Annotated in this window: 18 protein-coding genes; 7 read left to right on the forward strand and 11 right to left on the reverse strand. The window is 58.7% G+C overall.

What is annotated here, in order from left to right; translation table 11 throughout:
* Positions 1–115: 115 nt before the first annotated feature.
* The 6 genes from P0120_04890 to P0120_04915 form a co-directional block, all read right to left on the reverse strand.
* Positions 116–1948 (reverse strand): mechanosensitive ion channel family protein, encoded by a 1833-nt coding sequence (locus P0120_04890; GenBank protein MDF0673665.1) that lies wholly within the window; start codon positions 1946–1948, stop codon positions 116–118.
* 331 nt (positions 1949–2279) lie between these two features.
* Entirely contained in the window at positions 2280–3851 is a 1572-nt protein-coding gene (locus tag P0120_04895) for a patatin-like phospholipase family protein (protein MDF0673666.1), read from the reverse strand.
* A 320-nt stretch (positions 3852–4171) separates the two neighbouring features.
* Positions 4172–5254 (reverse strand): glucose 1-dehydrogenase, encoded by a 1083-nt coding sequence (locus P0120_04900; protein MDF0673667.1) that lies wholly within the window; start codon positions 5252–5254, stop codon positions 4172–4174.
* Between the two features lie 223 nt (positions 5255–5477).
* On the reverse strand, positions 5478–6365 hold the full coding sequence (locus tag P0120_04905) for a hypothetical protein (protein MDF0673668.1): 888 nt from the start codon (positions 6363–6365) through the stop codon (positions 5478–5480).
* A gap of 62 nt (positions 6366–6427) precedes the next feature.
* Complete coding sequence (locus P0120_04910) at positions 6428–10465, reverse strand: AsmA-like C-terminal region-containing protein (GenBank protein ID MDF0673669.1); 4038 nt, start codon at positions 10463–10465, stop codon at positions 6428–6430.
* 130 nt (positions 10466–10595) lie between these two features.
* The gene (locus P0120_04915) at positions 10596–10871 is read right to left on the reverse strand and encodes a SemiSWEET family transporter (protein MDF0673670.1); all 276 of its coding nucleotides are present in this window, start codon (positions 10869–10871) and stop codon (positions 10596–10598) included.
* A 254-nt stretch (positions 10872–11125) separates the two neighbouring features.
* Here P0120_04915 and P0120_04920 point away from each other — a divergent pair, with 254 nt between their 5' ends.
* Genes P0120_04920 through P0120_04930 form a run of 3 tightly spaced genes read left to right on the forward strand, consistent with a single transcriptional unit; the run spans position 11126 to position 12100 of the window.
* Positions 11126–11380, forward strand: a complete 255-nt coding sequence (locus tag P0120_04920; protein MDF0673671.1) for a hypothetical protein — start codon at positions 11126–11128, stop codon at positions 11378–11380.
* Between the two features lie 40 nt (positions 11381–11420).
* A complete protein-coding gene (locus P0120_04925; protein MDF0673672.1) occupies positions 11421–11669 on the forward strand; it encodes a ribbon-helix-helix domain-containing protein in 249 nt (82 codons plus the stop codon).
* On the forward strand, positions 11666–12100 hold the full coding sequence (locus tag P0120_04930) for a type II toxin-antitoxin system VapC family toxin (GenBank protein MDF0673673.1): 435 nt from the start codon (positions 11666–11668) through the stop codon (positions 12098–12100). The genes P0120_04925 and P0120_04930 overlap by 4 nt, the downstream gene beginning before the upstream one ends.
* Before the next feature lie 169 nt (positions 12101–12269).
* Here P0120_04930 and P0120_04935 read toward each other — a convergent pair whose 3' ends face one another.
* The gene (locus tag P0120_04935) at positions 12270–13274 is read right to left on the reverse strand and encodes a hypothetical protein (GenBank protein MDF0673674.1); all 1005 of its coding nucleotides are present in this window, start codon (positions 13272–13274) and stop codon (positions 12270–12272) included.
* A gap of 211 nt (positions 13275–13485) precedes the next feature.
* On the opposite strand from P0120_04935, the gene P0120_04940 reads away from it, so the two are divergent.
* Together P0120_04940 and P0120_04945 are read left to right on the forward strand one after the other, a co-directional pair.
* Positions 13486–13782, forward strand: a complete 297-nt coding sequence (locus tag P0120_04940) for an AbrB/MazE/SpoVT family DNA-binding domain-containing protein (GenBank protein MDF0673675.1) — start codon at positions 13486–13488, stop codon at positions 13780–13782.
* A gap of 3 nt (positions 13783–13785) precedes the next feature.
* Positions 13786–14184 carry a hypothetical protein gene (locus tag P0120_04945; GenBank protein MDF0673676.1) on the forward strand — a complete coding sequence of 133 codons (399 nt, stop codon included), beginning with the start codon at positions 13786–13788 and terminating at the stop codon, positions 14182–14184.
* A 126-nt stretch (positions 14185–14310) separates the two neighbouring features.
* Here P0120_04945 and P0120_04950 read toward each other — a convergent pair whose 3' ends face one another.
* Positions 14311–14697 carry a hypothetical protein gene (locus P0120_04950; protein ID MDF0673677.1) on the reverse strand — a complete coding sequence of 129 codons (387 nt, stop codon included), beginning with the start codon at positions 14695–14697 and terminating at the stop codon, positions 14311–14313.
* A 206-nt stretch (positions 14698–14903) separates the two neighbouring features.
* On the opposite strand from P0120_04950, the gene P0120_04955 reads away from it, so the two are divergent.
* The gene (locus P0120_04955; protein MDF0673678.1) at positions 14904–15170 is read left to right on the forward strand and encodes a hypothetical protein; all 267 of its coding nucleotides are present in this window, start codon (positions 14904–14906) and stop codon (positions 15168–15170) included.
* A complete protein-coding gene (locus tag P0120_04960; protein MDF0673679.1) occupies positions 15167–15616 on the forward strand; it encodes a type II toxin-antitoxin system VapC family toxin in 450 nt (149 codons plus the stop codon). Before P0120_04955 ends, P0120_04960 begins: the two co-directional genes overlap by 4 nt.
* 211 nt (positions 15617–15827) lie before the next feature.
* Here P0120_04960 and P0120_04965 read toward each other — a convergent pair whose 3' ends face one another.
* The 3 genes from P0120_04965 to P0120_04975 form a co-directional block, all read right to left on the reverse strand.
* Entirely contained in the window at positions 15828–17138 is a 1311-nt protein-coding gene (locus P0120_04965) for a hypothetical protein (GenBank protein MDF0673680.1), read from the reverse strand.
* Between the two features lie 7 nt (positions 17139–17145).
* Positions 17146–18216 carry an HAD family hydrolase gene (locus P0120_04970; GenBank protein MDF0673681.1) on the reverse strand — a complete coding sequence of 357 codons (1071 nt, stop codon included), beginning with the start codon at positions 18214–18216 and terminating at the stop codon, positions 17146–17148.
* Between the two features lie 782 nt (positions 18217–18998).
* Positions 18999–19517, reverse strand: a complete 519-nt coding sequence (locus P0120_04975; protein ID MDF0673682.1) for a DUF2059 domain-containing protein — start codon at positions 19515–19517, stop codon at positions 18999–19001.
* Positions 19518–19637: the final 120 nt, after the last annotated feature.

Below are 19637 nucleotides of genomic sequence, written 5' to 3' on the forward strand. Positions count from 1 at the left end.
GAACAGGGTCGCACCCGAGCAAACGGCCCAGAAATATAGTGGGAACCCCCTCGTCCTGTCAACCCATCATTCCTCCCGTCATCATTCCCTCCCTGCTCGGACCATCGATTGCCGGCTAGTCTTCCCTGCGGGAGTAGTGGGGCGATCCCTCAGGGGGATAGTCAAGCGATCCTCTGATCTCGGCGATCGTCTCTTCCGGAAAGTCCGGAAGATACAGGGCGCGTTGCGCTTTCCACTCCTCGACTTCAGTCTCGATCGCCTGCACCCGCTGTTCGTCGAGTGGCTTCCCCGGGAACGCATATTCGATTTGAGTGGGGACTCCAAATCCGGTCCCTGCCGCTGCGACAATCTCCATGACCCGGAGATTCAGATCGCTGGCGATGTCATGGAATTCGGCATAACCCGCCGCCTCGACGTACGAGAAGATCTCCAGATCGAGAGAGTGTTCCGCAAACCCCTTGAACCGCACATACAGAGGGTCGGCCAAGACTTTCGGATGGCCGTAGAGCATCTTTCGAACCTCAACCATCAGGTACCGAATCTGGTCCGGAGTCGTCTCATAGCGAAGTCTGAGCCTCGGGTGATACCAGAAGTGGTCGCGTTTCGAGAGGTTGTGCACCTGCATACCGAGAAACTCAGCGTTGGCGATTTTGAGCACGGTTCGTTCGAACGTGCGAATGCGGGTGGCGCGAAGCCCGATCTCTTCTACGGTTCCCACGGTTGTACCGAAGCGGCACAGATCCCCGACCTGGACGGGCTGTGTGGCCATCAGTGTAAAGGCCCCAAGGAAGTTTTCGAGGGTTTTCTGCGACGCCAGCGCGATCGCCAATCCGCTGATCGTGAGCCCCGCCAACTCAAGCGTGGCCACGCTGAATCCCATGTACTCGAGCCAGAGAAACGACAGGACGATAAGGAGCACAACCTTGAGAATCCTGATCACCGGCTTGAAGCGCAACGCTCCGCCCGCAAAGCCTTGCCCATCAAGCTTCGCTTGCCCACGCGCTGCGACCAAATCCACCGTCCGCACCAGAAGCCATGCCAACGCGATGAATTGGAGGATTCTTGCTTCTCTCAGGGCGTGCAAGGCGATCGACGGTCCTGCCATGCCCGTGCTCCAATACATCAGGACCGCCCAGATGAGCAACCGCACCGGCCCCGTAAACAATCGTTCGGCCTCCCGCCCGAGATCTGTACCGAAACGGCGGACGATGACGGCCATGACCCACGTGATCAGCATCGCCGCCGGATAGAGCAACAAGCCGAGGCCGACCAGCATGATCCACAGCCAGAGGTGAATGCCGAGGACGGAGACATCGAACAACCAACTCGGAAGCATCTCCTCGAGCCATCCATAGCCGAACTCCCGGTACAATTCGGGAATTTCCGCGACCGTGACGCCGGCGAATTTCCAGATCGGCGCTCCGTTGTCCTGCGTAACCCGCTGCAGGAAGATGTCGAATACGGCATCACCTGCCGAGATGGTTCCGACCCGGTCGTAGGCCGGGTGAAGATGGTCGTCTTGGTCGCCCTGCGGTTCGGCGCTCAACAGGTCCGGGGCGATCCAGAGCGCTCGGTCGAGCACGATTCTGAGTTGCCGCGCGAGCTTGGGCCCTTGGCTTGCCGCTGTCTCGGGGGCCAAATTGCTCAGGTCCAGGTATTCGGCCGCCAGCGCATAGTTGCGTCCCCCCGTTGCCGCCAGAAATCGACGAACCGTGGATCTTGGAACCTGCCTGCCCAGCTGGTCATAGGGTAGTCCAAGTTGCGACTGGTCCGGCGCCGCTTGCCCAGTGGACGGGGTTTCGTTGGTCCTTTTCGAGATCAGCTCTTTCAAGGACGGTTGTGGCGGATTCGTCTTGGCCGACGACGGCGACGCCCACAGCACTCCGAGCAAGATCATGATTGTTCCGGTCATCATGGCAAGCCGCCGGGTCAGCAGTTGGCTGGGCATGGTCATTCCTCCTGGTCTGCCTGTCTGGGAAATGGTGATGTATTTAATGTCAAATGCCGCCTCTCCGCTATTTGTACGGCAAGGCGTCACCTGTATCACGGAGCGCCGGACGCCCTCAAGAATCACTGTGCGGAGGGTTGTGGAGGGTTATTGACACGAGGCAGGAGATGTTCATCGGATAGTCAGGCGGCTGTGCGAATCGGCACGCTCTTCGCGTCTGCCGTGACGCCAAACGGTACATCCTCCTCTGTTACGCGCCTGCCAACCCCACTGTTAGATCGGTTGGCTCTTTCATCGCATCGCTGGACGAATCAGGTGGACCGAACCGGCGTTATTTGCCTGTTTCAAGATCCTGCATGAGCCGTTGAAAGTCCGGATCGCTTCGGATCAGCCGACCGACGGCCAGGAGTAGCTGGTCAACCTGCGCATCGGTGAGGTACAGCGTCGTGGGAATATTCATCAGCGACTCTCGCTCTTCGGAATCAGCGATCTGAGCGAGACTGGCGTTGATAAAATACATCTCGGCATCCGAGGCGAAGGGGCTGTCGACGGCTCTCGGTTGCGCACGCATCTCTTGTCGATACCGTTCCACCAATGCACGTATTTGCTCGACCGTTTCGTACGAATAGCGATTGATCGGCACATCAATCAGCGAGCGCATGGCGGTGAAGAGGGACGGAAGTTGATCGCCCCCAAGGGTCATCACGTCAGGGCTGGTCTCCGCGTCTACTGCGAGGATCACAAATTTCTTCACCTTTTTCAGCAGACCGAACTTCCGACCGAACTTCAGCAGATTCTCCAACCCTCCTGCGACGTTGGCTGCTTCGATCAGGCTTCGGAGCGCCATGTTGTCCGACAGACCGCCGTCGAGCAAATGGATATAGGCACGTTTTTTCACATCAAGATGGGACAAGTATTCTCTTGCTCGCTGAGCGGCTGCTCCGCCTCTCTTTCTGGCTGACTCCGTCTCCGTCGGGACTTGAAACCCGCAGGTTCCTGCGTAATTCTTGAGCGAGATGGGACTCAACACCACCGGAAGCGCCGCAGAGGCAGCCGAGGCCAGGGCGATCGGAAATTGGCTCAGGTCTGAGCAGAGCCAGTCGAACTTGCTCTGGTCAAACTCGAAGCGCGAGAGCATGGCCATGTCTGTGGCATGGATGATGAGAAAGGGCCTCTGCCGGCGTCCCAGCAGATCGCCGTAGGTGTTCCCTTCGAACAGGGCCTCGTCCAGCAATTCGGCCATGATATGCGTGCGTCCAAAGTAGGGTGACCATAGGCGAAGCCAATTGCGGGGGGACCACAGAATTCGTGATCTGAGTTCACGATCCCAGTCCTTTCGCAAGAACCGAGACTCGAAATCTTGAAAGATCCGATCGCCGTGCAGCGCATAGTACCCACCCGTAAAGGTGCCTCCGGACAGCGCATAGATGACATCCAGCTCATCGAGCAACCGCTTGGTCTTGCCTTCCCAGGTAATCTGTCGGCGGGCCAGTTCCCCTAACGCTCCCAATGCTAGGGTCGAGGCTCGGGTCCCCCCTCCGGAAAACGATGCAAAAATCAGGAGGCTATCCGAGTTGTCCGCGTCTGGTGGGGCAAGAGTAGCGAATCGATACCCGGAGGCAGGATCCCACTGTGTCAAAGGCGCATTGAGGGTCGGACGTTCGTCGCAACCGACCAGCATCGCCAGCGCAATGATCGTTGCACAAGAGTGAGCGAGGGCTCCCATGCGTTCCTTTCCGTGGGGCAGGCTTACGAACCAATCGCCACTGCTTATATCAAAATCGATTGACGGTGGCCATTCCTCAAACCCAGGACCGACATGCGTGAGATCATCGGGCGTTCCAGCCGGGCACGTAACGGCTGGTCCAATTCCTATCCGACGAACCCACCGCAGGACCTTCACACATTGTCACTTGTTTTGGGGATGATTCGCGAAGTACCCTACCGCCTCGGCGGCGTTGTTGAGCACACCAGATGGTGCCTGACCAATTTCCACCGAATTGCGAGTCGTCGCGGCCTCGAAGATTCCATGATTGCAGGTTGGACACGCGCCCTGTTGAGTGCGAGGAAGACTATAGCAACGATAAAGACTGTCGGGGAACAGGCCAAGATGTTGGATCGTGAACCTTTACTGCTCATGAATGACTGCGTGGCCGTGAGGGAACAGACCGGATGCGTATCCTAGTCCTTGGTGGTGGTCCTGCTGGCGGCCGGCACCGCGCGTTACGTCGCAAAGCTGATCACATCTTTGATGCCCTGCTTGCGCGCCAGCACACTCGGGGCATCTTCGAACGGAACCCGGTTCATCAACGATCGTACGGCTTCCGGGAACAGCGCCATGAACTGTTCGAGACGATGGATCGCGCCATCGTGGGCTGAGCGGCCTGCATTGACCGTTCCGAGGATGACCTGATTCTTGAGGACGAGGTCGCGCATCCAGCGGCTGAGATCGGCCGGCACTGGGTCGCCCTGCGCCGGAACTCCGCTCAGGATGAAGACGCCGTTGGCGGCGAGGGCCGGAAGCGCACCGAAGGCGACCGAGGGAATGCCGACCGCTTCGAAAATGACGTCGAATCTTCCGAGATGCTCGGACAAGTGTTCGAGCGGCGTACCTCCGGCTGAAACATACTTTGCCCCAATGGCCCTCACGAGCGCAGCTCGCGGACCATCCTCCGCCTCCCGCGAAAAGACGGCTGTTTCGATCCCGTAGCACTGGAGGACCATGGCGGCGAGAAGCCCCACCGGCCCCGCCCCGAGGACCAGACCTCGTGGCCGTGGAAGGTCGAACCTGAACCGGGCGCGGATCGACTTGAACTCTTCGAGTGCCTTGGCCGCGACGGTGAGCGGCTCGACCAGGACCGCGACTCCTTGAAGGACGCGGGGGACCGCAACGAGAAAACGTTCCTCTTCAAGGAAGTATTCGCACAGGAAGCCGTCGTCGCGGACGATCCCGCGCTCGCTGAACTCTCCTGTCGTGCAAAAATCTTGTCGCCCCTGGCTGCAGGCCGCGCAACGCGGATTTCGACAAGGGCGTCTCACCATCGGGACGACCAATTCCCCGGGGCGAGCCCACGTCACATCAGGTCCTACCTCCGTCACCTCCGCCAGAGCCTCGTGGCCCAGGATAAAATCGGCCGCACCCGCTGGAGGTGTGCCGTACTCGAAGGCGCAGATCTCGCGATCGGTACCGCAGATACCTACCTCGAGCGTTCGAAGCAACACCTCGCCGCCATGGGGCTTGCGAGGCTCCGACCGGTCCGCCAGACGGACGCTCTTTTCACGTGGAGCTACGACTAACGCGCGCATGGATTTGTTCTCCTTAACAGGAGGGCGATGCTCCCGTCCGGCAGCGACGGACCTTCACAGGGGCCGAGAGCCCCGTCGCCTGCAAAGATATTGAGCGGCAGGCCAATGAGATCGGACGGGTCGGAATCGACAGCGGGGAGACTAGCAAGGTCACAGATGGACGGCAACTGTCAAAAATGGCACGGAGGTCCACTGTGCGCTCCCTGATCCCGGCCCAGAGTCGCTAGAAGGCGTAGAGGGTGCCGTAGAAGTAGGCCAAATTGTAGGCAACATCGATCTCAAACCCGCCTGTGCTGGTATCTTGCAGGCCAGCAGCCAGCCGGTCATAGGCGGCGCCGACCGCGAAGTTCTTGAACAGCCGGTACTCAAGGCCGGCATAGAACTCAAACATCACACCCTCGTAATCGCCCAGCCTGAGATAGAAAAAGTCGGTGCGGCCCTGAACCTGGATGCGTGGCGTCACGTTGTAGTTCAACAGAAGCCCGAACGACGGCAGCGGAAAAGTTATATGCTCGTTCACCGCCGTCGAACTGGAGGGTTGGTTGTTGGGCAGTAGGATGTTCCCTTGCGCCGTGAGATCGAATTTCGTCGCCGCCACATAGAACCCGGGCGACAGGGCCAGCTCCACCTTGTCGCTGCGATAGAACGACCAGTTGTAAAGAAACCTGTAGAGATTCACGTTCAGGTCCGACTGGACGCTCGCGTTGGCATTGATGGTGTTGCCGCCGATCTCTATTTGCCGGTCGAGAATCGTATTTTCTCCCCCCAAGGCGACCCGATACCACGAGAATCCAACTGCATGGCGCTCGTTGAATCGATAGAGGCTGTCGACTCTGAGCGCACTCGTGCTGTCGTCTCCGCCCAAGGTCTTCGCAAAGTCAACGCTCGCACCGATCCCTGTTCGCTCGCCGCGAACTGTGACGTCTGCATTGACTCCGAAGACATAGGCCCAGCCGGCGCGGATCATGAGCCGGTCGCGCAGCTCCTGTTTCGGTTCCTCGGCCAGAATCATGCCGGGTGTCCCGAGGACCAAGACAAGCACCATCGCCGTCACCAAAGACCGCCAAGAGCCCCACGCCCACTGTGGCGACAGTCTGAACAATCCTCTCATGATCCCCTCCCATATATCCGATCAGCCAAGCGTCACTACCGCGAGAGCGCACAGGATCACCGTCATGTTCCCTCACGAGCAGATGCGCCGGACCGGCCCTGGAGCAATCCAATCCCCGCCGATCCGGCTCTCCGCAAAAGCTCCGCCACCCATTTAAACCCGCTGGTGACAACCTTTCGAGTCGTCAGCGTTCCTTTGCCTCCCGGTTGCAAGGCAGTCGTACAGGGGTTTTCGAGCGGAGAGCCGGCTACCGTGGCCTGAAGAATCACACGAGGCACCTGCAAAGTCAGTCCGATGGGGACCGCGATATCAAGAACCTTCCAAGCCTTGCTGGCGGCGATAGAGGTGGGTGACGTCGACACCCTGGGGGCGGCCAGGAGTCCGGTCAAACGAGCCGGCACTGCGAGACTGAGAAGGGCCAAACTTTTCGGCATGGGTGTCAGCACCATGTCCAGGTCTTCCGTGCCGAGGTTCAACATCCCGACGGCCGCGACCGAATGGTCCCTTGCGTCGATCAACAACGCGTCGGTCTCCATTTCTCCCTTCTGAATGTCGATATACGCGGCTCCGCAATTATATTGAGAGGCCCTCTCCCGGCGCCACGCTTGCGACAGCATGGCCGTCATCAGATTGGATGCCCATAAGTGGATGAGCCGATTGTCCCATGTCGCCGGTCCTGCGACAATTTCAAGATGACCGTTCGCGGCCCCCAGCACCTCTCGAAAGTCTCGGCCCCGTCCTTCGGCGGTCAGATAGATATCGGCGTGTCCTTCCACCTTGTCCGTAATATTGAACGCTTTGAACAGTCCGCCGTAATCAACATCGATTGCCGTGATCCCAACCGTGACATGCGGAACCTTGCCGGTACCGTCTATTGTGAATCGTCCGGTCTTCATCGACCCATTGTGGGACAATGCCAGCGGACCAACGGTCAAGACGCCATCCTGCAGAGTCAGCATCGCCGTGACCTCATCCGCCTCCACCGGTGGAACCGAGAGCCGTTTGATCGTCCAGAGGAGCTCCATATTCAGGGAATGGAAAGACTCAACGGGCAGCCGCCAATCCGGGATGATTCTCGGGCTGGCCAAGTCCGGGACTGGCCCGGTAGTCGCTTCCGACGACGACTCCTCGCTCTCCACCGTGACATCTTTCAAAGCAGGTCGCCCCTGGAACTCCAGGTCGACCAATTTGGACCAGAATGTCCCGGTCACCCGTGGCCGAGATTCCCCCCACGCCATCTCGATCTCCCCGGCGACATCGCTCCTGCCGGCTCGCGCTTGGAGATCGGACAGGGTCACGCGCTGATCGGCATAAACTACATCACCAGACAGCTCATACGAGCCCAGCTCAGGCAGGTCGTGATCGAACAAGGCGGCGAGACGCGGCAACGAAGCACCCTTCAGACTGACGTGGAAATCCGCAGTCCCTGTCCTACCTTGAAATTCCGCCTGCCCCTGCGCCTCCAGCGCGATATCCGGTCCCTGCAGGATCAGGGTCCAGGGCAGGGATACAGGCAGATCGAGCACTTGTTTCAATGGAACGCTCGTCACGGTGAGCGTGAGCGGAAGGTCACGCGCTTTACCCTGGAGACGGAGGCTAAGAGGCTCGTGGATTCCACCCGACAGACCTGCCGTTGAGAGCGAGACCGGTCCCACCTCATGGCCGCCGGTCCCGGCAATATGCAAGGCGTCCGGTGTCGCACTGAGGTTGAACCCAACGTGATCCACCAGCTCTTCAGCCCTGTTCCCTTCGCTCGTCAGGTCCAGTGCGAGATCGGTCGTTCCTGTCACACGATCGGTTATCTTCGCGTCACGAAGCAGCGCGCCATAGTCGAAATGTCGCGAACGAGCCTGAACCTTCAGCCTGGGCACGACCTCGCTGCTATCGAACATCAAAAGCGCGTTCATGTCTCCATACCGATGCATGGCCGAGGAAGAGGCATCCACTCGGCCACGATCTGCCGTGAGATGCAGCAGCAGTCTGCGTAAGTGGAGAGGGCCGGTATGGAGTTGGTCGATCTTCCATTTCACGTCCGCCACAAGCCACGGCGGAATCACCGGCACCGCCGGGCTTCCACGGCCGGACATTGAGCTTCCCCATTTGTCATGGCTCGCCGTACGATCCATGAAATCGTCTGCGCGCAGACGGCGGGACGTGAGGTCGGCCGTGACGGCAAACCGGTCGCTCTCCGTGGCCACATCAAGCCGTCCTGCCCCGTCGCTTCCCCCCATCTGCCAAGAGAAGGTGGTGCTCCAGGACCCGCCGCGCTCGCCGGCCACATGGCACGACAAGCGAAAGGGGCCGCTGGCCGGCAGGGAGGAAGCGAACTCATCGAGGCTGCGGCTCTGAGCTCGAACCAACACGGACCAGGTCTCGTGATTCAACGGCCGGCTCACCGTGGCGTCCACCAGCAACCGGGCCTGACCGATTCGGAGGACCGCGTTGATCGGCCAGGCTCCATCGGCCAGCAAGGCGGAAAACAAGCCGGTCGTCGCATGGATGCGGAATGGCCGTAGCCCATACCGGCCGGCCAGGTCGATTTCTCCGTGACCTGACACATCCAAGCTCGCCTGTCCCTTGTCAAACGAAAGCTCGATCGGTCGTCCCGACAAGGGATCCTGGAACAGGAAGATCGAATGATCCGTCCGAAGTGAGACGGCCAATGAGCTGAGAAGCGCATCCCATGTCTTTCCACGAGCTGTTGCACTCAGCACGGCATCGGACATGCCGATCAGAGCACCTGACAATTCAGTTTTGAACCTCGCCGGTTCAAGTCCCCGCCCGATTACAGAGAGTGAAAGCGATGGAACATCCGAGCGGACATCGATCTCCGTCCGTCCCTCGATCCGCGTTCCCAGGAAGTCTGCAGCCGGCACTTTGATCTGGAGCAAGCCCGCTTCCAAATCAGCCTGGACCTGTAACGAGCCCAATGCGCGCTCGCCGAGCACGACGGAATCGCACGTCATCGCGACAGCGATATCCCACTCCTTCAACCATTCAATGAAATGGGCATCCTGCGAAGCGCTGTGTCCGGTTGAAAAATCGTTCAGATCGATTTTCCGAGAGGCAGCAGTGGCGGAGAGGCGCGGCCGCCCCTCGTGGTATTGGAGCGAGGCATCCGCCGCCAGATCGCTCGTGCCCAACGTCGCTTTCAGACCATTGATGGTCACCTGGTTGTCGGCTGCTCTCACTCGTCCGGTAAATCGGTAAGGACCAAGCGCCGGCCAATCCACCGTCAGTAACTGATTGAGATCGGCCAGGCGAGGGCCTGCGGCGGTAAGCTGAACATCCAACAGAGGCGAGCCCAAGGGCAGCCCGATGTTGCCGTCGACCGAGACCGTCATCTCCGGTGCGTGGGCCTCCAAGGCCACCGGCCACCACCCCTGCCCACCGTTGGTCGCATCCAAGAACCTGCCGCCTGTTGCGTCGATCGCAACAGGCACCCCCCTGAACTCTCCGCTTGCGACAAGATGTACGGGCCGATCAGGAACCATGTCCAACTTCGCTTCACGGAGCGTCACCCGCTCCGTTGCGGCAGAGGATGCGAGACTGAATGTGGCCACCGCCTGGCTGAGGTGGATCGCCTGGATCTGCACCGCAAAGTGGGACGGTCTCGACTTCGAGGCATCGCCAGCGGTCATTGATCGCCCGCCTGCTTCTCGTTCAAGGAATTTTTTATCGAGTGCCACCTTGAGATCGGTGACGGCGAGGGACGGAATGACGATCGATCGGCGCAGCAATGACGGCAAGTCGATCGACACCTCGACCATGTCCGCGGTGGCGAGGTCGGCGAATACGTGATCCGATTCCTCGGCGACCGCGACTTGCTTGAGGACAACCGTCGGTTCAAGCGACAAGGTCCAGGTCACCGGCCCGCTGATCGTGACTCGCTTGCCGATGCTCGCGCTGACTGTCTCCGCCAGCCAATCCCGCACCTGCGTCGTCGCGTTCAGCCACAACCAGAGTGATGCTGCTGCAACGATCACGAGAAGCGCAAGCGCACCGCCCCATAGAGCGATTCGAGCCGATGACCGCCGTATCGATTTCACATCTTCCAGTGGAACCCCTTGCCCGTCCGTTCGTCGCCGCTGCTTCGCCATGCCGCCGAGGCCGATCCTCACCGCGCTCGGGACACAGGTTGCAGCAGGTTGTTATTGTTTGCGCGTCAGAGAATTGTCCAGGACCCCACCTTGCTTGAGATCGGTGAGCCCTGTCGACCGCGTGTGATTTTTATCGCAAGCCGTTTCCCAGACGTTTGAAGTACAGGTAGGCTCCCACCATCAGGAAATTGATAATGACCGCGACCATGTTCCATCCGATCACCGGCCTGGACTCGATCAAGAATCCGTAGTACACCCATATAATCTGAAACGAGCCCATGATCCCGGCCATCGTGGGATTCATGCCCTGACTGGACCGCCGCTTGAGCATCGCGATCAAGTCCGGCAGGGCGGCGAAGGTCGTCCCGAATCCTGCCACGAAGCCGATGATTTCATGCAGCGGCATGCGCGTCTCCGTCTCTGTGATATGACACGATCAGCCTTTCAGGTGCGCTCCAGTCCGAACAGCATGAACCGGAATCTCTGCGAGGTATCAGTCACGGATTCCACATGATCCCTCGGTGAGAATGGGACACCATGAGCCGGCCCAGTATAGATGGGTGGAATTCAAAGAATAAAGACGGAATCGCAGCTCTTAAATTGCGAAGGCGGAGGCGGACTGTGTCTTGAAAGTTTGTTTGCCTCAGCATACAGTCCGGTGTGCTGCGCGTCGAAACCCCGGGTCGTGTGGCTGATGTCGATCGCGTTTCCGTCAATCCTGCCGCAAGCGAACAACTCAGATCCATGTCGGTGCTGGGCCTCTTCCTGTTGTCGATCGGGATGGGTCCGGCGGCAGCCCTTGGCGAAGTCACTGCCGACGATCCTCACAAGGCCCCCCCTCGAACCAGGCGGACGAGCCTCCTGCCGTTGAACGCGAACCGGAGGCGCCGGCGGCTGTTCTGCAGCAATGTGTGACCATCTTGACATCATGATGCTACCGATTTAGCATCAGCGCATGCGTACGACCATGACGCTCGATGACGATATTGCCGCCAAGCTCAAGGCGGAGGCGCGTCGTTCCGGCCGCTCCTTTCGAGAGACTGTGAACGAGATGCTACGACGTGGCCTTTCGACTAAGCACATTCGGTCCAAGAAGGAGCCGTTCAGGGTGGTGACCCGAGATCTCGGAAAGCTCTTACCTGGCCTCACCCTTGACAGTGTGGCCGATCTGCTGGAGCAGCTGGAAGGCCCCCTCTATCGATGATCCTCGTTGATGCCAACCTCCTCCTCTATGCCTACCACCCACAGTCGGACCAACACGAAGCGAGTAGAGCCTGGCTGGAAAGCACCCTCTCAGGTACCGAGCTTGTGCGATTCGCTTGGCTGACAATTTGGGCTTTCCTCAGAATTTCAACGAATCCTCGCGCCTTCGAACGTCCACTCACCACCCTCGAGGCGGAAGCGGCCGTGGCATCGTGGCTCTCCCAGCCACAGGTCGGAATTCTAGAGTCAGGCGACCGCCACTGGGACATGCTGCAAGGGCTGATGCGGAAGGGGCAAACGGCCGGCCCACTCATCATGGATGCGGTGCTTGCGTCCATCGCTCTCGAGCACGGCGCGATCCTTCACACCACCGATCGCGATTTCTCGCGATTTCCAGGTCTTAAATGGACGAACCCGCTGGTTCAGAAATAACGTCAATGCGCTGATCCCGCAACGATCAGGCACTGGCAAAATTGACAGGTCGTTTCACGCCGGTGGGACGGGCGTATCTCATCGGCCATATTTCGTATCTCGTGAAGCGTCGTCTTGGTAGGAGCGCGATACAGATGGAACCAGCGATAGCACTGAGGAGAAATGGCGGTCAGAACGTATAGGAACCGCCGAGAAAGACATTCGTATCGCGGGCGACTTCTCCCTCAAAACTCTGCTTTCGCTGCGAGTGCTGGAATCCGGCCAGGATAGCCGTACGCTCGCCCACGCGATAGCGGAACGTACATTGGCCCTGCCAGACGGTCTCGTGGCCGCCCTTGCGTTCGTCCCCTTCGATCTGGCTGGTCCAATCATTGCGCTCGAAATGCACCGCAATCTCCGCCGACAGTCGATGGGTCACCTCGGCTTCCAGTCCGATCGTGACGTAATTATTGACGTAGGACGTATCGTCCTCGAATTGCGGTTGGTTTCGCCCATCCGCCAACCCTCTCTCGTAGTGATAGCCGGCGACAATCGCATAATGCTCCATGAAATGCCAGACAAGGTGCGGACCTATCGTCCAAAACGTCGTATCGCGTTGCGCCCATTCGTCGTTGTACAACCGGGCGCCGTATCGCGCCAACAGCCGGACTTCCCAGTGCTTGGACAGATTGTGCTCCAACCTGAGGGATCCGATGTGGCTCGTCACCCGCTCCTCCTGAATCGAGTCCGTGCGCCGGCTTTCATTGTCTCCCAACAGAAGATTCGGTGCGGTGTAATAGCGGAGACGGACTCTCGTGTTCTGGTCAATGTGGTGGAGCATCTGCAGGCCGGCCGTGCCGTGATTGAATCCCGGATCGACGGCATAGATGTAACCCTGCCCTCGGAACGAAAATTCGGTCCGACCCAACCGGGACGTCATGGCTTTCATGACATTGACCTCCGGCTCGAACACCATATCCGAACCCTTGCCGATCAGCGATGAATCCAGAACAGGCTGGGTTGGATCGCCATCGAGGTTGAAACGTCGTGTGGCGGAGAACAGCGCGACATCGTCGGTGTAAAACAGGAAGGCCCGTCCTTCAATCGTCGTCTCGGCGAGCGCCGCGGGCGCCGCCACGAGCAAGAGCAAGACGGAAACGAGCAGTCGTCCTGACCTGCGGCGCTTATTCACCATGTGAGACATGCAGGAGGAACGGCCGACCGGGTGGGTAGGAGCCTCTCTACAGCCACACGTCCGGGGTCACATACATAGAGAACGGACCCTTGTAGCTGATTCACGTTTTCGGCGCAAGCTGCTTGCCCTTGCGCTCGGAAAATGCCGAACTATGCCTGAGAAGCAGACATTCAGATATTCGGGCATCAAGGGATCTCAAAGGGGAAGCCATATGGCTACGGAAACCAGCAAAGTCGGCAAACGCGGAACCGTTGTGATCCCCGCCTCGCTCCGCCGCCGGTATGGCATCAAAGAAGGATCGCTTGTTATTGCTGAAGAACGGGCTGAGGGTGTGCTGATCCGTCCGGCTGCAGCCCTCCCGGTGGAGATCTACAGCCCGGAACGCCGCGCGGAGTTCCTACTGTCCAATGCTGTGGATCCGGAAGACTATGAACGGGCGCGAAAAGCGGTTCGGAAGCTGGGCTTGGACCCGGACGCCATTCCTCACTACAACCCGACCAAGACGTAGGGCGTGGAGCGAGTCTTCCTGGAGGCCAATGTCCTGTTCTCCGCCGCCGACCGGCAGGACTCCCGGCTCCGACAACTCTTCAAGTTGCGTGGCGTGACCTTCATGTCTTCGGCCTACGCGGTAGAGGAAGCCCGCCGCAACCTCTCTACTACCCAGCAGCGCAAAGATCTGGAGCAACTCTGTGCATCCATGGAAATCGTCCCAGCCGCTCCGGCTGAATCGTTTCACTCTCCAGGCTTCGAGCTGCCGGAGAGCGACCGACCGATCCTCATGGCCGCCATCGGTGCTCGCGCAACCCATCTGCTCACCGGCGATGTCAAAGACTTCGGCCGTTATTATGGCCGGACTCTTGAGGGAGTGTTGATCCTGCCGCCGGCCATGTATATGCGGATGCGCCGGTGAGGGAGCCGCTAGAGCGATTGCCCCGTTTCACACGAGAACGACCTGCTGCCTGACGTTCCGCTCCAGCCCGAATTCCGCAAAGTTCATGAAACGAGCCCCGGTGCCCACCTGACGTCGACATGCAGTTCATGGATACATCGACCGACCACCGGTGAGGGCAACCCAGCCGCGGACGATCCGGTACACGAACCAGAGCCCGAGCACGACCATCGGCAGCCACGCGATGAGAAAGCCGATCCCAAGGGTCACGATGATGAAGGCTACGCAGAGTGAGATCCACAGCAGCCCGAACCAGAACGTCCGGATTTGCCAGCGAAAGTGCGATTCGAGCCACGTGCCGCGCGCCTCGCTCCGCTTGACGTAGTTCAGGATGACCGCGATGATCGACGGCCAGCCGGTGAGGAACGCGCCGACGACGGTCGCGGTGCCGAGGATGCCTGTGAGTAGGCTGAACGCATGCAGCCCGTACACGACTTGTGTCCAGGTGACGAGGGAATCCAATGCACGCTCCATGCTAGCCTCCACCGAGCCGATGACCGACAACCGGTTCGATGTCCCCTCACTCAATGGAGAGACATTGCATGGTACCGGTGAACTTGCCGTCCCGTCCCTTGTCGTCCATCGAGACCGACATGCCCCCGTCCGTCTGCGCTGCAACAGACAAGATGCCCGTATCGTTGATGTCTTGACATCAATGACGATGATGCTATGATGCCTACATGCGCACTACTGTTCGTATTGATGATGAACTCCTCCGGAAGCTTAAGGAACAGGCACGTAAGGAAGACGCTTCCTTGACCCTCCTACTGAATCGAACGCTCCGCGCAGGCATGCGCGCATCGGTCAAACTATCTCGGCCGAAGCGACGCCATCGGGAGCAAACCTACACTATGGGCCTGCCGAGGATCAAACTGGACAAAGCTCTGGCTCTCGCCGCGGCACTGGAAGATGAGGAGATTGTCAGAAAAGTGCTCGGCCGAAAGTGAAGCTGATCGACCTGAACATCCTCCTCTACGCCGTCAACGAAGACGCTCCTCATCACGGAACCATACGGGCCTGGTGGGAGGAAGCCTTGAATGGCGACGAATCTTTGGGACTGCCCTGGGTCGTCCTTCTCGGATTTCTCCGCATCTCAACCAACCGCGACATATTTCCACGACCGCTGGATTCCGATTCGGCTGCCGACAAAGTTCAGGCCTGGCTTTCTGTCGACATCACTACGCTCGTGCCGGAAAAGGAGGAGCATTGGGAGATTCTTCGTTCTTTACTCAGAGAGACTGGTACTGCTGCCAATCTCGTTACCGATGCTCACCTGGCCGCCCTCGCAATCAGCTATGGTGCCGTTCTCGTCTCATGCGACAATGACTTCGCGCGTTTCAAAAGGCTGCGCTGGGAGAACCCAATAGGTCGTAAGCCTCAGCGACGCTCCTGATTATGGCCGAGGGTACTCCTTAACGAGCCGCGCCTACTGCGAGGCGCTTCCGCTTTGACCGTCTGTCTCGATTTGGGCCATTACCGCTTATGGTGTTAGGTCAATCGTCACCTTCCATTGCTGTCATGCGCCGCCGTGCAGGAAGAGCGAGCGGTTGATATCCCATCGCAGACCCCCTTCGATCTCCGAAGCTGAAAAACCTGTCGGACCATCAGTCTTTCCAGTCGATCAGCGGGATCTCACGAGCCACATTTTCACGAGGGGCGACGCCGCGCTGAAGCAGCTCAGATCTGGTTCTTGGCGACAAGCTTCCACTGGACCAGATCTCGATGTGTGCATCCTTCCCTGCCGTAGCGGCCCTCTTCGCGAGACGGTTATAGGCTGACTCGCTTCTCTCGCTCCAAATCCCATGGTCCACGGCCAGTGGACAAAACAGCGTTCCTGCTTCGGTGAAGCCGACCGGAATGCGTCCAACAATGTCGATATCCACGATGGGTGCTTTCTGCTGGTTGTAGGCCTGCAGGAGTTCGGCTTCTTGCTGGTAAAACAATGCTTCTTCCTCCGACAGGGCATTCAAGGCCGCCCCGAGAAAGCGGTCTCGGTGTGAAGCCTTCGTCAGCTCTTCGAGAGCGAACGCAATAACCGCTTTATGCCGGGGGCTGTATGACGGATGAGCCAGAAACTGGCGGGTCAGTTCGTCATCGATCTGCATGGCCTTCAACTTCTTTTCGCTGAGGCTGTTCAGATCCGACGGCCCCTGTTCCTCCAGAGCTTGATTCAGCACCTGTACGGTTGTGAGAGAGGTCAACATCAAGGGCAGCGGGTTGGGTGCGGGAACTAAGACCAAGGCAAAGGTGGTGGTATAGCCGGCCACATGCGCCCACGCGGCGCGATCCAATTCATGCTGGAGGATTGGATTCGTCGAGTACGGATCGACATGATAGTGAGCAGCGATACGGCGTTTGTACGCAGACATTTGGGCAAACGATTCAACGCTGTTGTCTTCATAGGGCCCCGCCTCGTACGAAAGGCTGTCCTTGGATGATTCGATCAGTCGAGAAACTCCCCGGGGGATTCCGACAAGCGTTTGCCAGGGCTTCGAAGCAAGGCGTCCAAGCGCGTTTAGTGGAGTGATCCATTCGTGAACCGCGGCTTCGGCCGTCAGCCCAGCGAGGTTGCGCTCATGCAAATCGGCGATGGCCGTCAGCTCGCGTCGCAGTCGAACGAACATCGTGCTGCCGTGAGCGACAAACCGACCATGCGGGGATGAGACGGAATACACATTCGTGTACCCGTCGTGGAGGATCGGATCTTCGACGCGGTACTGTGGGCCTGCAACGAGGTCCGGTCCCAGCACCTGCTCGGCCGGCTCTTCTTCCGGGACTTCGTATGGCGCTCCCCATGAGTCGATGACGCTAAACAGGCCAAGAGTGAGAATCATGAGGGTCGAGCAAGCCGACCAAGCCATTCTCCCTGTGTCACCGTTGGTCTCTTGCGCCTGTAAACATGAGGGAATGCGCATGGCCACCTCATCGCTCATCGAACGGAAACATCCGCTTCCAGTCTCGTTTCATATCCACGACCGTCCAGCTTTTGGCAATCGCCTCATCCAGCGCCTTGTCCAATTTCCCGATGTGCGAGGTACGGTCATAGGCCCATTCACGCTCGGCGTCCGTATGGTGCACCAGCCCCATGAACCGCAACCCGGACCCGGCTGCCGTCCATTGCAGCATTTGAAGGTCGCCGTCGGAATTGCCGAACGCAAAGATGGGACGGCGACCGATGAATTTCTGAATGCCGAGAGGCTTGCCTTCCTTGTCGTCAATGAAATCCACGGCCGGCAACTTCACGATGACGGGCTGGCCGTTACGCATCTCGAACTTCTGCTTCCCCGTGCTGCCGATCACCTGCTCGGGCGGGATGCCGTACACCTTCTCGACCCAGGCACGCATGAATTCCACCCCGCCGCCTGAAACAATGAAGGTCTTGAATCCATTCGCGCGCAGATAGGCAAGCAGCTCGAGCATCGGCTGATAGACCATCTCGTAATAGGGATGCTTGAAGCGTGGATGCGTCGCGGTGGCCAGCCAGTTCTTGACGATGCGGTCGAACTCGTCAGTCGTCATGCCGCTGTGCGACACAGCCAGGACCTCCAGCAGCGCCCTCTCCCCTCCTGCGGCAAAGGTTTTCTTATCTCCTTCCAGCAGCGCCTTGAACGGCTGCTTCGTCTTCCACTCGGGATGCTGCGGCGCTAACGCCTTCACACGGTCGAGTGCGAATTGCACCTGGAAGTAGATCGGCTGTTCCGCCCAGAGCGTGCCGTCGTTATCGAAGACCGCAATACGCTCGGCCGCCGGTACGAAGCCCGGACCTCCTTCCGTCGTCACACGAGAGACGAAGTCGAGAAGTGATTTTTTCACGGGACCGTCATTCCATGACGAGAGCGGGTCTGGTCCGATGGCGGGAAGGGAGTCGGCAACGTGCACGACTGTCACAAGAAAAGCGAGCCCTGCAATCCGCATCGCGGAGGCGATGAGTTTTGTCCCCCCCCTGTGGATTGGCGTCATTCGACAGTTCGGCTTCTCGATGTTCGGCAACATCAGCGTCTCCATACCTGTTGATTAGTTGGGACCAGGGCGACGGAGCACCTATGAAACGCCATGGCTCGATGGTTTTCAATAAGCTAAACTGACCCCGATGTTAGCTTGGCCCCACTGTCAGCGGGGCCTGGTTGTTCAAGAGAACCCCTCTGCCCGTACACGCGCTGTTCGAGACCCTTGAGGACGGTACCAGCGTGAATAACTTTCTGCAATGGTTTCCTGGTGCTACGGACGAACAGGTCGTCGCTTGTTGGAGCCGGCTGAACACAGCCTGGTCGAGACGTGAGGCTCGCCTAATAGAAAAACCCCGCGCGCGTTGCGAATCCTCTTCGATCAAGGCACAGCGGTCCCTTTGCGACAGGCGCTGACCGACCACTCGATCGACGAGGATTATCTCGAAATCTTATTTTTTGATGAGCAGAATTTGCCCTGATTTTAGGGCGAAGCGTACCCAACGTACGTGTGCAGGAACAACGGGACAAGCTGGTCTCTGCGGTGAGTGAAAGGCAATGCGCTCTCCGTCCGATCCATCGAGAAATGATCCGTGACAACCCCTCTGTCGGTGTAGAGACGGGGCTTAGCGAAAGCTCCGAAGCCCTCGATGCCGGTGCTCCGATTGCTGGTGCGCTGGGTGCACCCTCCTCGTGCTGGGATCGACCCTGTGGGGTGGGCCGTAGCGTTGTAGCGACTGAGACCCCGTGAACGCGTCCCTGTACGAGGCTGGGCTGTTGCGGGGTGTCGCGCGAATCGGGGGCGTCAACGTGGATGAAATCGCATTGCCGCTATGCCCCTTGCTTCCCCTTGCCTCTGGCAACCACTGCGATCACCTGAAAAAGTTTCTCGACTCGAGCCTTGTATTGATTCATGAATTGAGCCGTCCACATCTTGTTGTATTCAATTGCAGCACTCTTCTTCATCCCCGCATCCTTTTCACCAAGCGGAGAGGAATAGTGCGCAATGAGACGATCAAGCTCGTCTTCACCAAAACTCCTCGAGTATGCATGCATTAAATGGTCATGGAGAGTCTCGACCTGTCCTATCGATTTTCTGATGTCTTTCAAGAATGCTTCAATAAGTCGTTCGATTTCCTTCTTTTTCTCACCGGCCACATTGGAATAGGTGTTTCCTATGGCTTTTCTGATTTGCTGTTCGTATTCGCCGATATATTTCTGAGTAAGGGAGTCATATTCCGACTCCAGCTCCGAGACTCGGATCAGCGTCAGCAGTTTCTCAACCTTGATTGACTTGGAGTTCTCAATCGTTGCCGCTTCGGCAGGAGCGACGCTGGAAATCAGCGTCACGCAACAGAACCAACCTCGTAGCACAGCCGACGCAATTCTTACATCATGTGTCCTCTTCAAGTTGTGCATAGTTCTCACCTCTTGCGGTCGAGTCTACATCGTATGGATCGATCGTCAAGA

This window comes from Nitrospira sp., from assembly GCA_029194675.1.
In the GTDB taxonomy this organism is placed as follows: Bacteria; Nitrospirota; Nitrospiria; order Nitrospirales; family Nitrospiraceae; genus Nitrospira_D.